23 protein-coding genes and 4 tRNA genes are annotated in these 21,683 nt (G+C 69.8%); 8 read left to right on the forward strand and 19 right to left on the reverse strand.

The genetic code is table 11. The features are described from left to right. Nucleotides 1-83: 83 nt before the first annotated feature. From rpoB to I3F58_RS16680, 8 genes are all read right to left on the reverse strand, one after another. Nucleotides 84-3,569 (reverse strand): DNA-directed RNA polymerase subunit beta, encoded by a 3,486-nt coding sequence (gene rpoB / locus I3F58_RS16645; protein ID WP_240109398.1) that lies wholly within the window; start codon nucleotides 3,567-3,569, stop codon nucleotides 84-86. 535 nt (nucleotides 3,570-4,104) lie between these two features. Beyond that, nucleotides 4,105-4,494 (reverse strand): 50S ribosomal protein L7/L12, encoded by a 390-nt coding sequence (gene rplL, locus I3F58_RS16650; protein ID WP_240109399.1) that lies wholly within the window; start codon nucleotides 4,492-4,494, stop codon nucleotides 4,105-4,107. Nucleotides 4,495-4,609: 115 nt separating this feature from the next. Beyond that, entirely contained in the window at nucleotides 4,610-5,137 is a 528-nt protein-coding gene (gene rplJ / locus I3F58_RS16655) for a 50S ribosomal protein L10 (RefSeq protein WP_240109400.1), read from the reverse strand. A 406-nt stretch (nucleotides 5,138-5,543) separates the two neighbouring features. After that, nucleotides 5,544-6,266: a 50S ribosomal protein L1 gene (gene rplA, locus I3F58_RS16660; RefSeq protein WP_240109401.1), complete on the reverse strand. Its 723-nt coding sequence runs from the start codon at nucleotides 6,264-6,266 to the stop codon at nucleotides 5,544-5,546. 108 nt (nucleotides 6,267-6,374) lie between these two features. Further along, nucleotides 6,375-6,809 (reverse strand): 50S ribosomal protein L11, encoded by a 435-nt coding sequence (gene rplK / locus I3F58_RS16665; protein ID WP_240109402.1) that lies wholly within the window; start codon nucleotides 6,807-6,809, stop codon nucleotides 6,375-6,377. 179 nt (nucleotides 6,810-6,988) lie between these two features. Further along, nucleotides 6,989-7,825, reverse strand: coding sequence for a transcription termination/antitermination protein NusG (nusG, locus tag I3F58_RS16670; RefSeq protein WP_374207986.1), 837 nt, complete (start codon nucleotides 7,823-7,825; stop codon nucleotides 6,989-6,991). 75 nt (nucleotides 7,826-7,900) lie between these two features. Further along, nucleotides 7,901-8,188 carry a preprotein translocase subunit SecE gene (gene secE, locus I3F58_RS16675; protein WP_240109404.1) on the reverse strand — a complete coding sequence of 96 codons (288 nt, stop codon included), beginning with the start codon at nucleotides 8,186-8,188 and terminating at the stop codon, nucleotides 7,901-7,903. A 102-nt stretch (nucleotides 8,189-8,290) separates the two neighbouring features. Beyond that, nucleotides 8,291-8,363, reverse strand: a tRNA-Trp gene (locus tag I3F58_RS16680). Nucleotides 8,364-8,600: 237 nt separating this feature from the next. Here I3F58_RS16680 and I3F58_RS16685 point away from each other — a divergent pair. Continuing rightward, entirely contained in the window at nucleotides 8,601-9,833 is a 1,233-nt protein-coding gene (locus I3F58_RS16685) for a pyridoxal phosphate-dependent aminotransferase (RefSeq protein ID WP_240109405.1), read from the forward strand. Nucleotides 9,834-9,960: 127 nt separating this feature from the next. Continuing rightward, nucleotides 9,961-10,995 carry an adenosine deaminase gene (locus I3F58_RS16690; RefSeq protein WP_240109406.1) on the forward strand — a complete coding sequence of 345 codons (1,035 nt, stop codon included), beginning with the start codon at nucleotides 9,961-9,963 and terminating at the stop codon, nucleotides 10,993-10,995. Here I3F58_RS16690 and I3F58_RS16695 read toward each other — a convergent pair. The 6 genes from I3F58_RS16695 to I3F58_RS16720 form a co-directional block, all read right to left on the reverse strand. Next, on the reverse strand, nucleotides 10,992-12,047 hold the full coding sequence (locus I3F58_RS16695) for a UDP-N-acetylmuramate dehydrogenase (protein WP_240109407.1): 1,056 nt from the start codon (nucleotides 12,045-12,047) through the stop codon (nucleotides 10,992-10,994). The genes I3F58_RS16690 and I3F58_RS16695 overlap by 4 nt on opposite strands. A gap of 58 nt (nucleotides 12,048-12,105) precedes the next feature. Beyond that, nucleotides 12,106-12,534, reverse strand: coding sequence for a MaoC family dehydratase (locus I3F58_RS16700; protein ID WP_240109408.1), 429 nt, complete (start codon nucleotides 12,532-12,534; stop codon nucleotides 12,106-12,108). An 8-nt stretch (nucleotides 12,535-12,542) separates the two neighbouring features. Beyond that, nucleotides 12,543-12,995 carry a MaoC family dehydratase N-terminal domain-containing protein gene (locus I3F58_RS16705; RefSeq protein WP_240109409.1) on the reverse strand — a complete coding sequence of 151 codons (453 nt, stop codon included), beginning with the start codon at nucleotides 12,993-12,995 and terminating at the stop codon, nucleotides 12,543-12,545. Between the two features lie 106 nt (nucleotides 12,996-13,101). Continuing rightward, nucleotides 13,102-13,266, reverse strand: a complete 165-nt coding sequence (gene rpmG / locus I3F58_RS16710) for a 50S ribosomal protein L33 (RefSeq protein ID WP_003948671.1) — start codon at nucleotides 13,264-13,266, stop codon at nucleotides 13,102-13,104. 89 nt (nucleotides 13,267-13,355) lie between these two features. Continuing rightward, nucleotides 13,356-13,428: transfer RNA gene (locus I3F58_RS16715), tRNA-Met, on the reverse strand. A 49-nt stretch (nucleotides 13,429-13,477) separates the two neighbouring features. Beyond that, a tRNA-Thr gene (locus tag I3F58_RS16720) sits at nucleotides 13,478-13,550 on the reverse strand. A 215-nt stretch (nucleotides 13,551-13,765) separates the two neighbouring features. Between I3F58_RS16720 and I3F58_RS16725 the strand changes: the two genes are divergently transcribed. Together I3F58_RS16725 and I3F58_RS16730 are read left to right on the forward strand one after the other, a co-directional pair. After that, nucleotides 13,766-14,998, forward strand: coding sequence for an amidohydrolase family protein (locus I3F58_RS16725; RefSeq protein ID WP_240109410.1), 1,233 nt, complete (start codon nucleotides 13,766-13,768; stop codon nucleotides 14,996-14,998). A gap of 34 nt (nucleotides 14,999-15,032) precedes the next feature. Beyond that, nucleotides 15,033-15,689 carry an NAD(P)H-binding protein gene (locus tag I3F58_RS16730; RefSeq protein WP_240109411.1) on the forward strand — a complete coding sequence of 219 codons (657 nt, stop codon included), beginning with the start codon at nucleotides 15,033-15,035 and terminating at the stop codon, nucleotides 15,687-15,689. A 97-nt stretch (nucleotides 15,690-15,786) separates the two neighbouring features. Here I3F58_RS16730 and I3F58_RS16735 read toward each other — a convergent pair. Continuing rightward, a tRNA-Tyr gene (locus I3F58_RS16735) sits at nucleotides 15,787-15,868 on the reverse strand. 192 nt (nucleotides 15,869-16,060) lie between these two features. Between I3F58_RS16735 and I3F58_RS16740 the strand changes: the two genes are divergently transcribed. From I3F58_RS16740 to I3F58_RS16750, 3 genes are all read left to right on the forward strand, one after another. Continuing rightward, nucleotides 16,061-16,549 (forward strand): YajQ family cyclic di-GMP-binding protein, encoded by a 489-nt coding sequence (locus I3F58_RS16740; RefSeq protein ID WP_240109412.1) that lies wholly within the window; start codon nucleotides 16,061-16,063, stop codon nucleotides 16,547-16,549. Nucleotides 16,550-16,736: 187 nt separating this feature from the next. After that, nucleotides 16,737-17,237 carry a methylated-DNA--[protein]-cysteine S-methyltransferase gene (locus tag I3F58_RS16745; RefSeq protein WP_240109413.1) on the forward strand — a complete coding sequence of 167 codons (501 nt, stop codon included), beginning with the start codon at nucleotides 16,737-16,739 and terminating at the stop codon, nucleotides 17,235-17,237. After that, nucleotides 17,234-17,953: an alpha-ketoglutarate-dependent dioxygenase AlkB gene (locus tag I3F58_RS16750; protein WP_240109414.1), complete on the forward strand. Its 720-nt coding sequence runs from the start codon at nucleotides 17,234-17,236 to the stop codon at nucleotides 17,951-17,953. Before I3F58_RS16745 ends, I3F58_RS16750 begins: the two co-directional genes overlap by 4 nt. Here I3F58_RS16750 and I3F58_RS16755 read toward each other — a convergent pair. After that, the gene (locus I3F58_RS16755; RefSeq protein WP_240109415.1) at nucleotides 17,950-18,219 is read right to left on the reverse strand and encodes a GlsB/YeaQ/YmgE family stress response membrane protein; all 270 of its coding nucleotides are present in this window, start codon (nucleotides 18,217-18,219) and stop codon (nucleotides 17,950-17,952) included. The two genes, I3F58_RS16750 and I3F58_RS16755, sit on opposite strands and share 4 nt — an antisense overlap. A 96-nt stretch (nucleotides 18,220-18,315) precedes the next feature. Between I3F58_RS16755 and I3F58_RS16760 the strand changes: the two genes are divergently transcribed. Next, nucleotides 18,316-19,569 carry an APC family permease gene (locus I3F58_RS16760; RefSeq protein WP_240109416.1) on the forward strand — a complete coding sequence of 418 codons (1,254 nt, stop codon included), beginning with the start codon at nucleotides 18,316-18,318 and terminating at the stop codon, nucleotides 19,567-19,569. Between the two features lie 228 nt (nucleotides 19,570-19,797). Here I3F58_RS16760 and I3F58_RS16765 read toward each other — a convergent pair whose 3' ends face one another. The 3 genes from I3F58_RS16765 to mscL form a co-directional block, all read right to left on the reverse strand. Further along, entirely contained in the window at nucleotides 19,798-20,193 is a 396-nt protein-coding gene (locus I3F58_RS16765) for a YccF domain-containing protein (protein WP_240109417.1), read from the reverse strand. Beyond that, nucleotides 20,190-21,053, reverse strand: coding sequence for a zinc metalloprotease HtpX (htpX, locus tag I3F58_RS16770; protein WP_240109418.1), 864 nt, complete (start codon nucleotides 21,051-21,053; stop codon nucleotides 20,190-20,192). Before htpX ends, I3F58_RS16765 begins: the two co-directional genes overlap by 4 nt. 172 nt (nucleotides 21,054-21,225) lie before the next feature. Then, nucleotides 21,226-21,681 carry a large conductance mechanosensitive channel protein MscL gene (gene mscL / locus I3F58_RS16775; RefSeq protein ID WP_240109419.1) on the reverse strand — a complete coding sequence of 152 codons (456 nt, stop codon included), beginning with the start codon at nucleotides 21,679-21,681 and terminating at the stop codon, nucleotides 21,226-21,228. Nucleotides 21,682-21,683 lie beyond the last annotated feature (2 nt).

The raw sequence follows: 21,683 nt of genomic DNA on the forward strand, positions 1-21,683 counted from the left end.
TCTCAGGGTTGTGTCAATCAATGGTCTGTACGGGTCGCTGGGCGGGGCCGGCCGGATGGGGGCCATCCGGCCGGCCGGACCCGTCAGACCTCTTCGACGCTGCTCGGCTCGCGCCGGGACAGGTCGATGCCGAGCTCCTCCGCGGCGCGGAAGACGTCCTCGTCGGTGTCGCGCATCTCGATGGACATGCCGTCCGAGGACAGCACCTCCACGTTGAGGCACAGGGACTGCATCTCCTTGATGAGCACCTTGAAGGACTCCGGGATGCCGGGCTCGGGGATGTTCTCGCCCTTGACGATGGCCTCGTAGACCTTCACACGGCCGGTGACATCGTCGGACTTGATGGTCAGCAGCTCCTGGAGGGCGTAGGCGGCGCCGTACGCCTCCAGCGCCCACACCTCCATCTCACCGAAGCGCTGCCCACCGAACTGAGCCTTACCACCCAGCGGCTGCTGGGTGATCATCGAGTACGGGCCGGTCGACCGGGCGTGCAGCTTGTCGTCGACCAGGTGGTGCAGCTTGAGGATGTACATGTACCCGACGGAGATCGGGTCCGGGAACGGCTCGCCGGAGCGGCCGTCGAACAGACGCGCCTTGCCGGACGGCAGCATCATGCGGTCGCCGTCGCGGTTCGGGATGGTGTGCTCCAGCAGACCGGCCAGCTCGTCCTCGCGGGCGCCGTCGAAGACGGGGGTCGCGACGTTGGTGCCCGGCTCGACGCGGTCGGCGCCGATGCTCTGGAGCCGCTCGGCCCACTGCTCGGCGAGGCCGGAGACGTCCCAGCCCTGGCTGGCGAGCCAGCCGAGGTGGATCTCCAGGACCTGTCCCGGGTTCATTCGGGACGGCACACCGAGCGGGTTGAGGATGATGTCGACCGGGGTGCCGTCCTCCAGGAACGGCATGTCCTCGATCGGCAGGATCTTGGAGATGACACCCTTGTTGCCGTGACGGCCGGCGAGCTTGTCACCGTCGGTGATCTTGCGCTTCTGCGCCACGTAGACGCGGACCAGCTGGTTCACGCCCGGGGGAAGCTCGTCGCCCTCCTCGCGGTCGAAGACGCGCACACCGATGACCTTGCCGGTCTCGCCGTGCGGCACCTTCAGCGAGGTGTCGCGGACCTCACGGGCCTTCTCACCGAAGATCGCGCGGAGCAGGCGCTCCTCGGGGGTCAGCTCGGTCTCACCCTTCGGGGTGACCTTGCCGACGAGGATGTCACCGGCGACGACCTCGGCACCGATACGGATGATGCCGCGCTCGTCGAGGTCGGCCAGGACCTCTTCGGAGACGTTCGGGATGTCCCGGGTGATCTCCTCGGGGCCCAGCTTGGTGTCACGGGCGTCGACCTCGTGCTCCTCGATGTGGATCGAGGAGAGGACGTCGTCCTGGACGAGGCGCTGCGACAGGATGATCGCGTCCTCGTAGTTGTAGCCCTCCCACGGCATGAAGGCCACGAGCAGGTTCTTGCCCAGCGCCATCTCGCCGTTCTCGGTGGCCGGGCCGTCCGCGAGGACCTGGCCCTCGATGACCCGGTCGCCCTCGGCGACGACGACCTTCTGGTTGACCGAGGTGCCCTGGTTGGAGCGGGCGAACTTGGCCAGCCGGTAGGTGATGTAGGTGCCGTCGTCGTTGGTGACGGTGATGTAGTCCGCGGACAGCTCCTGGACCACACCGTCCTTCTCGGCCTTGACGACGTCGCCGGCGTCGACGGCGGAGCGGTACTCCATGCCGGTGCCGACGAGCGGGGACTCGGACTTAATCAGCGGCACGGCCTGGCGCATCATGTTCGCGCCCATGAGGGCACGGTTGGCGTCGTCGTGCTCGAGGAACGGGATCATGGCGGTCGCGACCGACACCATCTGGCGCGGCGAGACGTCCATGTAGTCGACGTCCTCGGGGCTGAGGTAGTCGACCTCGCCGCCGCGGCGGCGGACCAGCACGCGCGGCTCGGCGAACCGCAGGTTCTCGGTCAGCGGCGCGTTGGCCTGGGCGATGACGAAGCGGTCCTCCTCGTCGGCGGTCAGGTAGTCCACCTCGTCGGTGACCTGGCCGTCGACGACCTTGCGGTACGGCGTCTCGACGAAGCCGAACGCGTTGACGCGGCCGTACGAGGCGAGCGAACCGATCAGACCGATGTTCGGGCCTTCGGGGGTCTCGATCGGGCACATGCGTCCGTAGTGGGACGGGTGCACGTCTCGGACCTCGAAGCCGGCCCGCTCACGGGACAGACCACCCGGACCGAGCGCGGACAGACGACGCTTGTGCGTCAGCCCGGACAGCGGGTTGTTCTGGTCCATGAACTGGGACAGCTGGCTGGTGCCGAAGAACTCCTTGATGGAGGCGACGACCGGCCGGATGTTGATCAGGGTCTGCGGCGTGATCGCCTCGACGTCCTGAGTGGTCATGCGCTCGCGCACGACGCGCTCCATCCGGGCCAGACCCGTGCGGACCTGGTTCTGGATGAGCTCGCCCACGTTGCGCAGACGGCGGTTGCCGAAGTGGTCGATGTCGTCGGTCTCGACGACGATCGTGGAGCCGGCGGCTCCGACCGTCTCGGTCTCCCCGGCGTGCAGCTGCACCAGGTACTTGATCGTCGCGATGATGTCGTCGACGGTCAGCACACCGGCGTCGAGCGGCTCGTCGGCGCCGAGCTTCTTGTTCAGCTTGTAGCGGCCGACCTTGGCCAGGTCGTAGCGCTTGGGGTTGAAGTAGAGGTTCTCCAGCAGCGTCTGGGCGGCCTCACGCGTGGGGGGCTCGCCCGGACGGAGCTTGCGGTAGATGTCGAGCAGCGCGTCGTCCTGGCCCTGGGTGTGGTCCTTCTCCAGGGTGGCGCGCATGGACTCGTACTCACCGAACTCCTGCAGGATCTGCTCGGTGGTCCAGCCGAGCGCCTTGAGGAGGACGGTCACGGACTGCTTGCGCTTGCGGTCGATGCGGACACCGACCATGTCGCGCTTGTCGATCTCCATCTCCAGCCAGGCACCCCGGGACGGGATGATCTTGGCGGAGTAGATGTCCTTGTCGGACGTCTTGTCGATCGACGAGTCGAAGTAGACACCCGGCGAGCGGACGAGCTGCGACACCACGACACGCTCGGTGCCGTTGATGACGAACGTGCCCTTGTTCGTCATGAGCGGGAAGTCGCCCATGAAGACCGTCTGGGACTTGATCTCGCCGGTCTCGTTGTTGGTGAACTCGGCCGTGACGAAGAGCGGCGCGGCGTACGTGAAGTCGCGCTCCTTGCACTCGTCGATCGAGTTCTTGGGGGGCTCGAAGCGGTGGTCGCGGAAAGTCAGCGACATCGACCCGGAGAAGTCCTCGATCGGCGAGATCTCCTCGAAGATCTCTTCCAGACCGGACTTGGTGGGAACGTCCTGTCCGTTCTCCAGAGCCGCCTCGACACGAGCCTTCCACGCGGCGTTGCCGAGCAGCCAGTCAAAGCTCTCGGTCTGCAGCGCGAGCAGGTTCGGAACCTCGAGGGGCTCCTTGATCTTTGCAAAGGAGATGCGCAGCGGAGCAGTGCTTGCGCCGGTGTTCGTATTCGCGGTCGAGGCGTTGCGCGAGGCGGCCAAGAGGGGGTCCTTCCGAGGGCTCGGACTCACTACGCGCGTACCGGTTCCCAGCCGGGCCCAGCGACACGGAATGTTCCTGACGGAGCCAAAGGGCCAGGTCAGGGCACTCGGTCAACTGTGCTCTTGCGAGGGGATGCCCCTGGTGACGGGCAGGGAGCAGCTAACAGGCAGCGCAAAGGGTCAGTGTAGCCACTTGGCCCACTGATGTCCAGGGCGAGTAGATCGCGACCCTCGTTGTTCTCAACTTCGCGCACCTCGCGCCGTCCAGCGCACATCGATACTGCCCGTTCGGTCAACGATCCATGCCTCGGATCCTGGATCGTGTGCCGACGCGTCCTGAGAATTGCGCGCTGCGTGCGGTTCGTCAAGGCCCCCGGCTCCCGCGGGGCGCACGGCGAAGATCACCATACTCTCCCAGAGCCCCAGTGCAACCCGGCCGCCACACAACGACGGAAGGGCGACCACCCGGATGGGTGATCGCCCTTCGTCACGCCCGCCAAGGGGCGTCAGTACGAGTCAGAGGACCCGTGAGAGGTCACTTGACCTCGACGGAGGCACCGGCGCCCTTGAGGGCCTCGGCGGCCTTGTCAGCGGCCTCCTTGTTGACCTTCTCCAGGACCGGCTTCGGGGTGCCGTCGACCAGGTCCTTGGCCTCCTTCAGGCCGAGGGAGGTCAGCTCGCGGACGACCTTGATGACCTGGATCTTCTTGTCGCCGGCGCCGGTGAGGACGACGTCGAACTCGTCCTTCTCCTCGACGGCCTCGGCGGCAGCGCCACCGGCGGCACCGCCGGCGACCATGACCGGCGCGGCGGCGGCGGCGGTGACGTCGAACTTCTCCTCGAAGGCGGAGACGAACTCGGAGAGCTCGATGAGGGTCATCTCCTCGAACTGCGCGAGCAGCTCGTCCTGGGTGAGCTTCGCCATGATGGCGGTCCTTCCACTCATTCGGCTGGTGCCGGGATGTACATGTGTGGCGGGCGTACGTTTGGCCCGCTGCGACCGTCGCCTAGGTCAGGCGGCGATCAATGTGCGAGCCGAATTACTCGGCACCGCCCTGCTCGGCCTGCTTGGCGCGAAGAGCGTCCACGGTGCGGACGAGCTTCGACGGGAGCGCCTGGAAGACGGAAGCAGCCTGGGACTGCTTCCCCTTGAAGGCACCCGCCAGCTTGCTGAGCAGAACCTCGCGGGACTCGAGGTCCGCAAGCTTCTTGATCTCGTCGGCGGACAGCACCTTGCCTTCAAGGACACCGCCCTTGATGACGAGTGCGGGGTTGTCCTTGGCGAAGTCACGAAGACCCTTCGCCGCCTCGACCGGGTCACCGGTCACGAAGGCGACAGCCGTGGAGCCCGCGAGGTGCTCGTCCAGCTCGATCCCGGCCTCCTTGGCCGCGATCTTGGTCAGCGTGTTCTTCACCACGGCGTACTGAGCGTTCTCGCCGAGAGAACGGCGCAGGTTCTTGAGCTGCGCCACGCTCAGTCCGGTGTAAGAGGTCACCACAGCTGCGTTGGAGTCACGGAGCTTCTGCGTGATCTCCTCAACAGCTGCGACCTTGTCGGACGTCGCCATGAGCCTCGGCCTCCTTCCGGGTGATTCGGACCGCGGGGGATCGCATGAAGGAGGGACTGGGCAAAACGAAACGCCCCGGCGCAGGCGCACAGGGCGTGACTCGACCAGAACGCGAAAACGTCCCAGGAGAAACTTCCATGAACACCTGCGCGGGCCGTCCGCAGCTAGCGGATCCTTCGGCGGCCACGCCCGAAACGGGCACAGCAGCGACCAGCGGTCTTTGGCTTCCGTGGAAGCGTACGGGACGGGTCGCGCATCAGGCAAATCGATCCCGGACCGGCCCAGGGGCCGCACAGCACCCGCGGCGCCCCGGTGGCACCCGGCGGCCTCACCGGACAACGAGAACCGGCTCCCACGCCTCCTCAGAGGCGTGGGAGCCGGTGTCCGACCAGACGGAGCCTCAGGCTCAGACCGCGGCCGGGTCCTCCTCGACGAGGAGGTTACGGGTGCGGTTCGAGTCCAGCGGGATGCCGGGGCCCATGGTGGTGGTCAGGGTCGCCTTCTTGATGTAGCGGCCCTTCGCGGCGGACGGCTTCAGACGGAGGATCTCCTCCAGGGCCGCGCCGTAGTTCTCCACCAGCTTGGCCTCGTCGAAGGAGACCTTGCCGATGATGAAGTGCAGGTTCGCGTGCTTGTCGACACGGAACTCGATCTTGCCGCCCTTGATGTCCGTGACGGCCTTGGCGACGTCCATGGTGACGGTGCCGGTCTTCGGGTTCGGCATCAGACCACGCGGGCCGAGGACACGGCCGAGGCGGCCGACCTTGCCCATGAGGTCCGGGGTGGCGACGACGGCGTCGAAGTCCAGACGGCCCTTCGAGACCTCGTCGATCAGCTCGTCGGAGCCGACGATGTCGGCGCCGGCGGCCTCCGCGGCCGCAGCACGGTCACCGGTCGCGAAGACCAGGACCCGGGCGGTCTTGCCGGTGCCGTGCGGAAGGTTCACGGTGCCGCGGACCATCTGGTCGGCCTTGCGCGGGTCGACACCCAGGCGGAAGGCGACCTCGACGGTGCCGTCGAACTTGCTGCTGGCGGTCTCCTTGGCGAGCCGGACGGCCTCGAGGGGAGCGTAGTTGCGCTCCCGGTCGATCTTGGCGTCCGCGGCCCGCAGAGCCTTGCTGCGCTTCACTGCTTCTCCTGTGCTTTCAGGTATGGAGTCGTGGTCCGGACCAGCGCCTGGTCCTGCCACTGAGCTGTGCTCGATCTGCGGCTACCGCCGCGTGACTCAGGGAGCTGGTCAGCCCTCGACGGTGATGCCCATGGAACGAGCGGTACCGAGGATGATCTGCTCCGCGGCCTCGACGTCGTTCGCGTTCAGGTCGGGCATCTTGGTCGTGGCGATCTCGCGGACCTGAGCCGGCGTGATCTTGCCGACCTTGGTCTTGTGCGGCTCGCTGGAGCCCTTCTGCACACCGGCGGCCTTGAGGATCATCTTGGCGGCCGGCGGGGTCTTCGTGATGAAGGTGAAGGAACGGTCCTCGTAGACCGTGATCTCCACCGGGACGACCCAGCCACGCTGCGACTCGGTCGCGGCGTTGTAGGCCTTGCAGAACTCCATGATGTTGACGCCGTGCTGACCCAGCGCCGGGCCGACAGGCGGGGCCGGGTTGGCGGCGCCGGCCTGGATCTGGAGCTTGATCAGCCCCGTGACCTTCTTCTTCTTGGGAGGCATTGCTCTCTCCGGGTCCTAGTGAGAGTTTTCCGCTTCCACCCGCATCATCCGGATGGAGGCATACCGCACAACGATAACGGGTATCGGTGTACGTCCAAAAACCGAGCAGGTCAGAGGCGGGATAACCCCAGCCTCTGACCTGTCCGGAAGTACGCGGGCGAGCGCGCCGTCTACCAGCTTCAGTTCTTCTGAATCTGGTCGAAGCTCAGCTCGACCGGGGTCTCGCGGCCGAAGATCTCGACAAGGCCCTTGACCTTCTTCGAGTCGGCGTTGATCTCGTTGATGGTGGCCTGCAGGGTGGCGAACGGACCGTCGGTGACGGTGACCGAGTCGCCCACCTCGAAGTCCAGGACCTGGACCTCGACCTTGCGGGCGGGCGCCGGCTTGCCCTCGGCCTCTGCGGCCTCGCGGGCGGCCTTCTCCTCCGCCTCCGGGGCGAGCATCTTGACGATCTCGTCCAGGGTCAGCGGGTAGGGGTCGTAGGCGTTGCCGACGAAGCCGGTGACACCGGGGGTGTTGCGCACGACGCCCCAGGACTCGTTCGTCAGGTCCATGCGGACCAGCACGTAGCCGGGCAGCTTGTTCTGCTTGACGTTCTTGCGCTCGCCGCCCTTGATCTGGACGATCTCTTCCTCGGGCACCTCGGCCTGGTAGATGAAGTCCTCGACGTTCAGCGAGACGGCACGCTGCTCCAGGTTCGCCTTCACGCGCTTCTCGTAGCCCGCGTAGGTGTGGATGACGTACCACTCGCCCGGCAGGGTGCGCAGCTCCTCGCGGAGCGCGGCGACGGGGTCGACGGGAGCCTCGGGCTCGGCCTCGGCGGCCTCCTCCTCGGCTTCCTCCTCCCCTGCACCCTCCACGACGGCCTCGACGCCCTCGGCGTCCTCGACGTGAAGCGCGGCTTCCTCGGCCGTCTCGTCGACAGCGGCGTCCGCAGCTTCCGCCTGGTCCTCGTCGGCCGCCTTGACGATGTCGAGCTCGTCCTTGGCGGACTCGTTCAGGTTCGGGTCAGACACGGTGGCTGCTTCTTCCTGGATACAGATGGGGTGGAACATGCGAAAAGGGGCGCCGGTGGGCGCCCTCCGCGGGAATCAGCCGAAGACGTACTTGACTGCTTCCGTGAAGCCGAAGTCGATCACGGTGACCATACTGATCATGATGACCACGAAGATGATCACGACAGTCGTGTACGTGGTGAGCTGATGGCGAGTCGGCCAGACGACCTTGCGCAGCTCGGCGACGATCTGGCGGTAGAAGAGCGCGAGACGGCCCAGCGGGCCCTTCTTGGCGCGCTTGCCGCCCTTGCGGGTCTTCTTCTTCGACTCGGGTGCTTCGTCCTCAGCATCAGGCATGTCGATGGAGCCTACGGCGTCCGTCACGTCTCTCACCTGATTCCGGGTCGGCCGTGCCGCGCCCGGGTGGAGCCGCACGGCGGTGCAAAGAAGTACATACCTGCGCACACATCCTGGCGGTGTGTGTAGCAGGGCCGGAGGGACTTGAACCCCCAACCGCTGGTTTTGGAGACCAGTGCTCTACCAATTGAGCTACGACCCTTTGTGGTTCTCCCCCAACTTACAGCATCCGCGGGAGTGCTCCGTGAGTACTCGTGCGGCGTGGTCGGTGAAGGCCAACGAGCAGAGAGTGTACGTGGTCATGGCCCCCACGTCGAACAGAATGCCCGCGAGCCCCGCGCCGGGACCCGGTCGTGCCCATGGGCGGCGCACCGGACAGGCGGCCCGCTCGGACGGGTGGCCCCACACGGCCGGGGTCCGGTCTGCAAGCATGGCACCCATGAGCGCTGCAACTCCGTCCTCACCCACCGAGCGCCGGGTCTCCACCCGAATCGGCGCCATCTCCGAGTCCGCGACTCTCGCGGTGGACGCCAAGGCCAAGGCCCTCAAGGCCGCCGGCCGCCCCGTGATCGGCTTCGGCGCGGGCGAGCCCGACTTCCCGACCCCCGACTACATCGTCGAGGCGGCCGTCGAGGCCTGCCGCAACCCGAAGTACCACCGCTACACGCCCGCCGGCGGCCTGCCGGAGCTGAAGCAGGCGATCGCCGCCAAGACGCTCCGCGACTCCGGCTACGAGGTGGACCCGTCCCAGATCCTCGTGACCAACGGCGGCAAGCAGGCCATCTACGAGGCGTTCGCCGCGATCCTCGACCCGGGCGACGAGGTCATCGTCCCGGCCCCGTACTGGACCACGTACCCCGAGTCGATCCGCCTCGCGGGCGGTGTCCCGGTGGAGGTCGTGGCCGACGAGACGACCGGCTACCGGGTGTCCGTCGAGCAGCTGGAGGCGGCCCGCACGGAGCGTACGAAGGTCGTGCTCTTCGTCTCCCCGTCCAACCCCACCGGCGCGGTGTACTCCCGCGAGGACGCCGAGGCGATCGGCCGCTGGGCCGCGGACCACGGCCTGTGGGTGCTGACGGACGAGATCTACGAGCACCTGGTGTACGGCGACGCGGTCTTCACCTCGCTCCCGGCGCTGGTCCCCGAGCTGCGGGACAAGTGCATCGTGGTGAACGGCGTGGCGAAGACGTACGCGATGACGGGCTGGCGGGTGGGCTGGATCGTCGGCCCGAAGGACATCGTGAAGGCCGCGACGAACCTCCAGTCGCACGCCACCTCGAACGTCTCCAACGTGGCCCAGATCGCCGCTCTCGCGGCGGTCTCGGGTGACCTGGACGCGGTCGCGAAGATGCGCGAGGCGTTCGACCGCCGCCGCCAGACGATCGTGCGGATGCTGAACGAGATCGACGGCGTGGTCTGCCCGACACCGGAGGGCGCGTTCTACGCCTACCCGTCCGTGAAGGGCCTGCTCGGCAAGGAGATCCGGGGCAGGCGCCCGCAGACCAGCGTCGAGCTGGCCGCGCTGATCCTGGAGGAGGTCGAGGTCGCGGTGGTGCCCGGTGAGGCGTTCGGCACCCCGGGCTATCTGCGGCTGTCGTACGCGCTGGGCGACGAGGACCTGGTCGAGGGCGTGAGCCGGATGCAGAAGCTGCTGGCGGAGGCGCGGGACTGACGCGGTTCCGGGACACCAGGGGGGCACCGGCTCACGTGAGTCGGTGCCTCTTCGCATGTTCGTTCCAGATCTCCCCGTTCGGAGAAAGGGGCTGCCGTCGGGCGGCCTCGTGCGGCAGGATCCCCGAATGGAGCACGTGCGCGATCTGAGACTTCTGCCGAAGGCCCATCTCCACCTGCACTTCACGGGTTCGATGCGTCCGGCCACCCTCCTGGAGCTGGCCGCCAAGTACGGCGTGCATCTGCCGGAGGCCCTGACCGGCGGGGAGCCGCCGCAGCTGCGGGCGACCGACGAGCGGGGCTGGTTCCGGTTCCAGCGCCTGTACGACATCGCCCGGTCGTGCCTGCGGGCCCCGGAGGACATCCGGAGGCTGGTGCGGGAGGCCGCCGAGGAGGACGTACGGGACGGCTCCGGCTGGCTGGAGATCCAGGTCGACCCGACCTCGTACGCGCCGAGGCTCGGCGGGCTGATCCCGGCGCTGGAGATCATCCTGGACGCGGTGGACACGGCCTCGCGGGAGACGGGCCTGGGAATCAGGGTCCTGGTGGCCGCGAACCGGATGAAGCACCCGCTGGACGCGCGGACGCTGGCACGGCTGGCGGTGCGGTACGCGGACCGGGGCGTGGTGGGCTTCGGCCTGTCGAACGACGAGCGGCGCGGGATGGCCCGCGACTTCGACCGGGCGTTCGCGATCGCGCGTGAGGGCGGGCTGCTGGCGGCGCCGCACGGCGGTGAGCTGACCGGGCCCGCGTCGGTGCGGGACTGCCTGGACGACCTGAAGGCGTCCCGCATCGGCCACGGGGTGCGGTCGGTCGAGGACCCGAGGCTGCTGCGCAGGCTGGCCGAGCGGGGCGTGACCTGCGAGGTGTGCCCGGCGTCGAACGTGGCGCTCGGGGTGTACGAGCAGCACGGTCACGTACCGCTGCGGACGCTGTTCGAGGCGGGCGTGCCGATGGCGCTCGGCGCGGACGACCCGCTGCTGTTCGGAGCGCGGCTCGCGGACCAGTACGAGATCGCCCGCACGCACCACGGCTTCACGGACGGGGAGCTGGCGGAGCTGGCCCGGCAGTCGGTCCGGGGCTCGGTGGCCCCGGAGGACGTGAAGCGGAAACTGCTGGACGGGATCGACGACTGGCTGGCGATGCCCCCGGCGGGCGGTTAGAGGCTGACGCCCACGGTCACCGGCTCGTTGACGAGCGTGACGCCGAAGGCGTCCCGTACGCCTGCGACGACCTCGCGGGCGAGGGCCAGCAGGTCCTCGGCGGTGGCGTCGCCGCGGTTGGTGAGAGCGAGCGTGTGCTTGGTGGAGATGCGCGCGGGTCCGGAGCCGTATCCCTTGGCGAATCCGGCCCTGTCGATGAGCCAGGCGGCGGAGGTCTTGGTCATGCCGTCCCCGGCGGGGTAGGCGGGCGGGGTGACGTCGGGCCCGAGCCGGTCCCGCACACGCCCCAGGAACTCCTCGTACGCGCTGTCGGTGAGGATCGGGTTGGTGAAGAAGGACCCGGCGGACCAGGTGTCGTGGTCGTCGGGGTCGAGGACCATGCCCTTGCCCGCGCGCAGGCCGAGGACGGTCTCACGGGCGGTGGCGAGCGGGACGCGGTCACCGGCCTCGACGCCGAGCACGCGGGCGGTCTCCGGGTACCGGACGGGCGCGCTCATGCCCTGGGCGTCCTCCAGCTCGAAGCGGACGCGCAGCACGACGTACCGCTCGGGCTCGGCCTTGAACCGGCTGTGCCGGTAGCCGAATCCGCAGTCTGCGTTGGCGAGGGTGACGACGCTCTCGGCGCGGCGGTCGTAGGCGACGACCTCGGTGATGGTGGAGGAGACCTCCTGGCCGTACGCCCCCACGTTCTGGATCGGGGTCGCCCCGGCCGAGCCGGGGATGCCGGCCAGGCACTCGATTCCGGCGAGCCCGGCCTCGACGGTACGGGCGACCGCGTCGGTCCAGACCTCGCCCGCGGCCAGCTCCAGGCGGGTGCCGTCGAGGGTGAGACCGCGGGTGGCGATGCGCAGGGCCGTGCCGTCGAAGCCCTTGTCCCCGATGACCAGGTTGGACCCGCCGCCGATGACCAGAAGCGGTGCCCCCGCCGCGTCGGCCTCGCGGACGGCGGCGACGACCTCGTCGTCCGTGGCGGCGGTGAGCAGCCGGTTGGCGGGCCCCCCGAGCCGGAAGGTGGTCAGCGGGGCGAGGGGAGCATCGTGAAGTTCCTGCACGCGTGCAAGCCTAAGGGGCGCGGGCCCGCACGCGTGCACGCCCTCGGGGCGGCCGCGGTCAGGCGAGCTGGACCACCGCGCGGGACATGCCCAGCACCTTCTGGCCGCCGCTCATGGCCGTCAGGTCGACGCGTACCCGCTTGTCGTCGAGCTTCGCCGCGACCTTGCCGCTGACCTCGATCACCGCTCCCTCGTCGTCGTTCGGCACGACGACCGGCTTGGTGAACCGCACGCCGTACTCGACGACCGCGCCGGGGTCGCCCACCCAGTCCGTGACGACCCGGATCGCCTCGGCCATGGTGAACATGCCGTGCGCGATGACGTCCGGCAGCCCGACCTCCCGCGCGAACTTCTCGTTCCAGTGGATCGGGTTGAAGTCGCCGGAGGCGCCCGCGTACTGCACGAGCGTGGCGCGCGTCACGGGGAAGCTCCGCGCCGGGAGTTCCGTACCGACCTCGACCTCGTCGAATGCGATCTTCGCGGTCATGATCTGTCTCACGCCTCCTCTGCCGCGCGCGCGACGAGCTTGGTCCACGCGGTCACGACATGCTCGCCCGCCTCGTCGTGCACCTCACCGCGGATGTCGAGGATGTCGTTCCCGGCGAGGGACTTGATCGCCTCGATCGTCGAGGTGACGGCGAGCCGGTCCCCGGCCCGTACGGGACGGCTGTACGCGAACTTCTGGTCGCCGTGCACGACGCGGCTGTAGTCCAGCCCGAGCTGCGGGTCCTGGACGACCTGGCCGGCGGCCTTGAAGGTGATGGCGAACACGAAGGTGGGCGGGGCGATCACATCGGCATGGCCGAGGGCCTGTGCGGCCTCCCTGTCGACGAAGGCGGGATTCGAGTCCCCGACGGCCTCCGCGAACTCGCGGATCTTCTCCCGCCCCACCTCGTACGGGGCGGTGGGCGGGTAGGTCCGCCCCACGAAGGACTGGTCGAGCGCCATGGACGCGTACCTCCTGCGGTCTTGCTCGGTGAGCCGTACTCGGTGATCTGCGGGGAAACGACACGAGGCCGCCCCCGGTGGGGACGGCCTCGTGTGCGAGCCTGATTCAGCGCGTTTCGCGGTGCGCGGTGTGCGCGTTGCAGCGCGGGCAGTGCTTCTTCATCTCAAGACGGTCCGGGTTGTTGCGCCGGTTCTTCTTGGTGATGTAGTTCCGCTCCTTGCACTCCACGCAGGCCAGCGTGATCTTCGGGCGGACGTCGGTGGCAGCCACGTGAGTGCTCCTTGACGGACGGATGGACGGATGGAACGCAGAAAAGAGTAGCCGATCGAAGGACCGACCCCACAATCGGCTACTGAAAGTAGCGGTGACCGGACTTGAACCGGTGACACAGCGATTATGAGCCGCTTGCTCTACCGACTGAGCTACACCGCTTTGATGCCACGGATCACCTCACCGGAAGGTGAGGATCACCCAACACCAGAGCCCCAAAACGGAATCGAACCGTTGACCTTCTCCTTACCATGGAGACGCTCTGCCGACTGAGCTATTGGGGCGAGCGATGAAGACATTACACGGTCGGCGCCGGTTCACCCAAATCCGATTCCCGCCCGGCCCCGGCCCGATCCAGGTCCCGGCCCCGGCCCGGATCCCGGCCTCCCCCGGACGCCCGAGCCGGTACGACTATTGCGTTCCTCCTCGAAGCCCGGCCTGGCGGCGCCTAGGCTCGCCTCACGCTCCGCGATCTTCCCCCCTTCCCGCGAGGAGCCCCATGTCCTCCGACAGCCAGCAGCCTCGGCGGCCCGAGGGCGCCACCACCGACACGACCGCGCTGCTGCTGTGCGGCGCCCGGCTCGTGGACGGCCGCACCGTCGACGTGAGACTCAAGGGCGCCCGTATCGAGGCGGTCGGAACGCCCGGCAGCCTCGACGCGCGGGGCACGCGGGTGGACCTGGCCGGCTACCTGCTGCTCCCCGCCCCCGCCGAGCCGCACGCCCACCCGGACACGGCACTCAGCGCCGAGCCGCCGGGACCCGTGTCCTACGCGCCGGAGGACGTCCAGCGCCGCGCGACCGAGGCGGCGCTGCTCCAGCTCGGGCACGGGGCGACGGCGCTGCGCGCCCATGTGCGGATCGGGGACGTGCAGGGGCTGGCGTCGCTGGAGGCGGTGCTCCAGGCGCGGCGGGCGCTGCGCGGGCTGACGGAGCTGACGGCGGTGGCGGTGCCGAGGCTGCTGACGGGGGTGGCGGGGGCGGACGGACTGGCGATGCTGCGGGACGCGGTGAAGATGGGCGCCGCGGTGGTGGGGGGCTGTCCGGACCTCGACCCGGATCCGGCGGGGTACGTGGAGGCGGTGCTGGAGGTGGCGGCCGAGCACGGGTGCCCGGTGGACCTGCACACGGACGGGGACGATCCGGCCCGGCTGGCGCGGCTGGCGGCGGTGGCGGGCGGGCAGCGGCAGGGGGTGGCGATCGGGCCGTGCGGGGCGCTGGGGCGGCTGCCCGGGGACGCCCGGAGCCGGGTGGCGGACCAGTTGGCGGCGGCGGACGTGACGGTGGTGTGCCTGCCGCAGGGCGGGTGCGGGGGGACGGAGGTGCGGGCGGTGGCGCCGGCGCGCCTGCTGCGGGCGGCCGGGGTGCGGCTGGCGGCGGGGAGCGGGGCGCTGCGGGACGTGGCGAACCCGGTGGGGCGGGGCGACCCGCTGGAGTCGGCGTACCTGCTGGCCTCGCAGGCCGGGCTGGCACCGGAGGAGGCGTACGGGGCGGTGGGCTCGGCGGCGCGGGAGGCGATGGGGCTGCCGGCGGTGCGGGTGGAGGCGGGGTTCCCGGCGGAGCTGCTGGCGGTGCGGGGGGAGGGGCTGCCGGGCGTGCTGTCCCTCGCGTACAGCAGGATCGTGATCCACCGGGGACGGGTGGTGGCGCGGACCAGCGCGGTGCGCGAGTACTGCGACTCGGCGGCGGCGCTCGAACTCCCCCGCCAGGCACGCCCGGACACGCGCCCGTGAGCGTTCTCGCGTGGCAGGCCGTACGGTCGTGAGCATGCGCATTGTCATCGCTGGAGGACACGGTCGGATCGCCCTGCGCCTGGAACGGCTGCTGGCGGCGGCCGGGCACGAGGTCGCGGGCGTCATCCGCAAGCCGGAGCAGGCGGACGACCTGCGGGAGGCGGGCGCGGAGCCGGTCGTGATGGACCTGGAGTCGGCGTCGGTGGAGATGGTGGCGGCGGTGCTCCAGGGCGCCGACGCCGCGGTGTTCGCGGCGGGCGCGGGCCCGGGCAGCGGTGCGGCCCGCAAGGTGACGGTGGACCGGGACGCGGCGGTCCTGCTCGCGGACGCGGCGGAGCGCGCGGGGGTGCGGCGCGTACTCGTCGTCTCCGCCATGCGCGCCGACCCGGCGCACCCGGGCGACGAGGTGTTCGACGCTTACCTGCGCGCGAAGGGCGAGGCGGACGTGAACATCCGGGCCCGCCCGGGTCTCGACTGGACGGTCCTGCGCCCCGGTCTGCTCACCGACGAACCGGGCACGGGCCTGGTCTGCCTCGAAGCCTCAACAGGCCGCGGCCCCGTCTCCCGTGACGACGTGGCAGCCACCCTGGCCGAGCTCGTCGACACTCCGGCCACCGCCGGCCTGACCCTGGAGCTGATCGCCGGCTCGGTCCCGGTCCCGGTCGCGGTGAAGGCCGTAGCGGGCAACTGAGCCGGCCCCGGCCCTCCGGGGCCGCCCCGCCCCTCTGAGCCCGAACGCCAAGCGGCCCCGGCCAGCATCTCTGCTGGCCGGGGCCGCTTCTTTGGCGTGGCGGCGCCAGGATTCGAACCTGGGTAGGCTAAGCCGACGGATTTACAGTCCGCTCCCATTGGCCACTCGGGCACACCGCCTGGGATATCGCCCTGGAGACCGGCCTCTCGGCGGCGCTCCCCGGCAACGACGTAAACAATACCTGATCCCGTGGGGTGCTCCGCCACCGGATTCGATCAGCGACCGGGGTGGGTGGGGGTGGCTAGGCTTTGGGATCGCGGTCGGCGCGTTCCGGCCGATCCCCACGCCCCCGACGCAAGGAGCCACAGGACATGGCCGACTCCAGTTTCGACATCGTCTCGAAGGTCGAGCGGCAGGAGGTCGACAACGCCCTCAACCAGTCGGCGAAGGAGATCGCGCAGCGCTACGACTTCAAGAACGTCGGCGCGTCGATCTCGTGGTCCGGCGACAAGATCCTGATGCAGGCCAACTCCGAGGAGCGGGTCAAGGCCATCCTCGACGTCTTCCAGTCGAAGCTGATCAAGCGGGGCATCTCGCTGAAGTCGCTGGACGCCGGTGAGCCGCAGATCTCCGGCAAGGAGTACAAGATCTTCGCCACCATCGAGGAGGGCATCTCCCAGGAGAACGCCAAGAAGGTCGCGAAGATCATCCGCGACGAGGGCCCCAAGGGCGTCAAGGCGCAGGTGCAGGGCGACGAGCTGCGGGTCAGCTCGAAGAGCCGCGACGACCTCCAGGCCGTCATCGCCCTGCTGAAGGGTCAGGACTTCGACTTCGCCCTCCAGTTCGTGAACTACCGCTGATCTCTCGCGGCTCATGTGACGTGCGCGGTCGGGACGGGGGCGGACACGGCGAGCAGCCGGTCCGCCCCCGCCTCGCGCCGGGCCGCGCTCGCCGGGCCGCGCGTGCGGTGACCCTCGTGTCGGAAAACCGCCAGCCACCCGGCGGACCCGCGCGTCACACTGGCGGCAGAGGAAGGGACGGCGAGGCATGACTGTGTACACGCGGGTCGGGAGCCCGCTGGGCGAGATCCTTCTGGTGGGCGAGGAGCGGCCGGACGGAAGTGCCGCGCTGGCCTCCCTGTCGCTGCCGGAGCAGAAGGGCGGCGCGACGGTGCAGGACGGATGGCGGCAGACGCCCGGCGCCTTCGCCCTGATCGCCCGGCAACTGGACGCGTACTTCGCCGGATGCCTCACCCGGTTCGACGTGCCGTACGCCGCCGCTGCCGGCACCGAGTTCCAGCGGCGCGTCTGGCGGGCGCTGGACGGCATCCCGTACGGCACCACCGTCACGTACGGGGAGATCGCGGCGAGGGTGGGCTCGCGCGGCGCCGGGGTACGGGCAGTGGGCACCGCCATCGGACGCAACCCGCTGCTCGTGGTGCGGCCCTGTCACCGCGTGATCGGCGCGGACGGCTCGCTGCGCGGCTATGCGGCCGGGTCCGAACGCAAGGAACTGCTGCTCGGCCTGGAGGGGGCACTCGTCCGGTGACGGGCGGCGGGCTGTTCGTCCTGCCCCGGCGGCGGACCGAGATCGCACCCGGCGCCGTGCACGTACCGGACTGGCTGTCCGTCACCCGGCAACGGGAACTGGTCGCAGCCTGCCGGGCCTGGGCCCGCGGCCCGGTTCCGCTGCGGCACACCGTGCTGCCGGGAGGCGGCGTCATGTCGGTCCGCACGGTGTGCCTGGGCTGGCACTGGCTGCCGTACCGCTACTCCCGGACCGCCGACGATGTGAACGGGGCCCGGGTCGTGCCCTTCCCGGACTGGCTGGGCGACCTGGGGCGGGCAGCGGTGGCCGCCGCTTACGGGGACGGCGCTGACGGGGGCGGCCTCGCAGGGGACCGCGCGGAGGCACGTCGTTACGCCCCGGATGCCGCACTGGTCAACTTCTATGAGGCCGAGGCCCGCATGGGCATGCACCAGGACAGGGAGGAGCGCTCCGACGCGCCGGTCGTGTCGCTGAGCATCGGTGACCGTTGTGTGTTCCGGTTCGGGAACCCGGAGAGCCGGGGGCGGCCGTACACCGACGTGGAGCTGGCCTCCGGCGACCTGTTCGTCTTCGGCGGGGCGTCCCGGTTCGCGTATCACGCTGTTCCGAGGGTGTATCCGGGCACGGGCGACCCGGCCCTGGGGATGCGCGCCGGGCGGCTCAACATCACCCTGCGCGAGACCGGCCTGCGGTACGGGACCGACGCCGCACGCTAGCGGGACCGGGAGTGGCCGAACAGGATCCGGTACCCGATCAGCAGCACCAGTGAGCCGCCGATCGCCGCGAGCCAGGTCGCTCCGTCGAAGATCTCGTTGCTGATCGGCCGGTCCAGGAAGCGGGCGGAGATCCAGCCGCCGAGGAGTGCTCCGGCGATGCCGATGACGGTGGTGCCGATCAGCCCGCCCGGGTCGCGCCCCGGGAGCAGGACCTTGGCGATGACTCCGGCCAGCAGGCCCAGCACGATCCAGCTGATGATGGTCATGGATGTGGTCCCCTTCTCTCGTACGTTCCACGGGTGTCGTCCGGGAGGACGCCAGGGGTACCTGCGGAGGTTGCGCTGGTCAGTAGGGTGCGGTCCATGACAGGGGAACTGCGGAGGTCTCTGGGTGTCTTCGACGCGGTCGTGATCGGACTGGGGTCGATGGTGGGCGCCGGCGTGTTCTCCGCGCTCGGCCCGGCCGCCGGGGCTGCGGGCAGCGGGCTGCTGGTGGGCCTGGCGCTGGCCGCGGTGGTGGCGTACTGCAACGCGATGGCGTCGGCGCGTCTGGCCGCGCGCTACCCGGCGTCAGGGGGCACGTATGTGTACGGCCGCGAACGGCTGGGGCCTTTCTGGGGGTACCTCGCGGGCTGGTCGTTCGTCGTCGGCAAGACCGCGTCGTGCGCGGCGATGGCGCTGACGGTCGGCGCCTACGCGTGGCCGGAGCAGGCACACGCGGTGGCGGTCGGCGCGGTGGTGGCACTGACCGCGGTGAACTACGGAGGGGTGCAGAAGTCGGCGCTGGTGACGCGCGCCGTCGTGGCGGTGGTGCTGGCGGTGCTCGCGGCCGTGGTGGTCTCCTCCCTCGGTGCGGACGCAGCGGACTTCGGGCGGCTGGAACTGGGCGGGGACGCCTCGGCCGGTGGTGTGCTGCAGGCTGCCGGACTGCTGTTCTTCGCGTTCGCCGGCTATGCGCGGATCGCGACCCTGGGCGAGGAGGTCAGGGAGCCGGAGCGGACGATCCCCCGGGCGATCCCGCTGGCGCTGGGTATCGCGCTGGTGGCGTATGTGTGCGTGGCGGTCTCCGTTCTGTCGGTGCTGGGCTCGGGGGAGCTGGGCCGGTCGGCGGCTCCGCTGGCGGACGCGGTGCGGGCGGCCGGAGCCGAATGGCTGGGCCCGGTGGTACGGGTGGGCGCGGTGGTGGCGGCGCTCGGTTCGCTGCTGGCGCTGATCCTGGGTGTGTCCCGTACGACCCTGGCGATGGCCCGGGACGGCCATCTGCCCCGTACGCTCGCCGCCGTGCATCCGCGGTTCCGGGTGCCGCATCACGCGGAGCTGGCGGTGGGGGCGCTGGTCGCGGCCGTGGCGGCCACGGCTGATCTGCGGGACGCGATCGGGTTCTCGTCGTTCGGTGTGCTGCTGTACTACGCGGTCGCGAACGCGTCGGCGTGGACGCTGACGGCGCGGCTGTCCTGGACGCGCGTCCTGGCGGCGGGCGGGCTGGCGGGGTGTCTGGCCCTGGCGTTCTCCCTTCCGTTGTCGTCGGTCATGGCCGGTGCGGGGGTCGTCGCGGCGGGGGCGGTGCTGTACGCGGTGCGGGGCGGGGGCATGCCGGAGAGTGGGCGGCGGGACTGAGGCCGGGGCCTGACCGGCGGCTCCTTCCTCTGCCCCGCTCCTTCCGGTCGTATCGGTACGCGGCGCCGCCGCGTGGGAGGGCTTCGCCCCCAGGCCTCCGCTCACGACGAAACGGCACTCGTCCCCGAAGGCCGGACGGGCTTGGATCTCCCATGGTGAAGGGCCCCGCGGCCGCTCGCCATGCCTGTGGACAACCCCGCCTGTGGAAGACTCCTCCAGCCGGCCGGCCTACCAGCTGCCCGCCATGGCCTGGTCCGTCGGGACGATCTCCTTGCCCAGCGGCAGCAGGGACACCGGGACCATCTTGAAGTTCGCGATGCCCAGCGGGATGCCGATGATCGTCACGCACAGAGCGATACCCGTGACGATGTGGCTGAGCGCGAGCCACCAGCCCGCGAGGAGCAGCCACAGCACGTTGCCCACACAGGACGGGGCGCCCGCGTCGCGGCGGTCGACGACCGTGTAGCCGAAGGGCCAGAGGGCGTACAGGCCGATCCGGAAGGCGGCGAGGCCGAAGGGGATGCCGATGATCGTGACGCACAGGATCAGGCCGGCCACCAGGTAGCCGAGGAACAGCCAGAAGCCGCTGAGGACGAGCCAGATGATGTTGAGAATGGTCTTCACGGGCGGTGTCCTGCCATCTGTTCGAGCCGGGCGATGCGTTCCGCCATCGGCGGGTGGGTGGAGAACAGGCGGGACATGCCCTGTCCCGGCCGGAACGGATTAGCGATCATCATATGACTGGCGGTCTCGATCCTGGGTTCCGGCGGCAGCGGCAGCCGCTGCGTCCCGGTCTCCAGCTTTCTGAGGGCGCTGGCCAGGGCCAGCGGGTCGCCGGTCAGCCGGGCCCCCGAGGCGTCCGCCTCGTACTCCCGCGAGCGGCTGATCGCGAGCTGGACGACCGACGCCGCCAGCGGGCCGAGGATCATGATCAGCAACATCCCCAGCAGCCCCGGGCCCTCGTCGTCCTCGGACCGGCCGATCGGGATCAGCCAGGCGAAGTTGACGAGGAACACGATCACGGAGGCGAGGGCGCCGGCGACCGACGAGATCAGGATGTCGCGGTTGTAGACATGGCTCAGCTCATGACCGATGACGCCGCGCAGCTCGCGCTCGTCGAGGAGGCGCAGGATGCCCTCCGTGCAGCAGACCGCCGCGTTGCGCGGGTTGCGGCCCGTCGCGAACGCGTTGGGGGCCTGGGTCGGGGAGATGTACAGCCGGGGCATCGGCTGCCTGGCCTGCGTGGACAGCTCCCGCACCATCCGGTAGAGCTGCGGCGCCTCGAACTCGCTGACCGGGCGGGCGCGCATGGCCCGCAGCGCCAGCTTGTCGCTGTTCCAGTACGCGAACCCGTTGGTGCCGAGGGCGATGACGACGGCGACGACCAGGCCCGTACGCCCGAAGAAGCTGCCGATCAGGATGATCAGCGCGGACAGTCCTCCGAGGAGTACGGCGGTCCTGAACCCATTGTGCCGGCGGTGCACGGTACGCCCTCCATGTGGTGCCAGGGGAACCACTCGCTGGTCTTCTCCACTGTCCAGTGGACCCTCCCGTACTGGTCAACGCCAGGCGGAAGTGGCTGGTTCCCCAGGGCTCACGGGGTACGACGGGGCGGCGGGCTCGGCCGTCCGGGTGATTCGGAAGGAGCTGCCGGGATCAGCGCGGGGCGGGCAGCCCGGCCTTCTCCAGGGCCTCGGGCAGAGGCTTGATCTCGCTCGTGCAGTGCGCGCAACGGCTGGCTACGGCCGGGACGGCCGTGTAGCAGCGGGGGCAGTCCCGCGTCTGGGCCTTGATGTCGAACGGCTCCTCCTTCTTGAGCCGCTCCTGGATCCTGTTCATCGGGACGACGACGAAGAAGTACAGGACCGCCGCGGTGATCAGGAAGGCCAGGGCCGCGTTGACGAACAGGCCGTACGGGAACTCCGTGCCGCCGAGCTCGAAGGTGGCCTCGCTGAAGTCGCCCGCGGCACCGGTCGCGCGGCCGATCAGCGGCGTGATGAAGGCCTGGGTGAAGGCCGTCACCACGGCGGTGAAAGCGGCACCCACGGCCAGACCGATGGCCATGGATATGACGTTTCCGCGGAGGATGAAGTCCTTGAAGCCGTTCAGCACGG

This window comes from Streptomyces sp. MUM 203J (assembly GCF_022414595.1).
Lineage (GTDB): Bacteria > Actinomycetota > Actinomycetes > Streptomycetales > Streptomycetaceae > Streptomyces.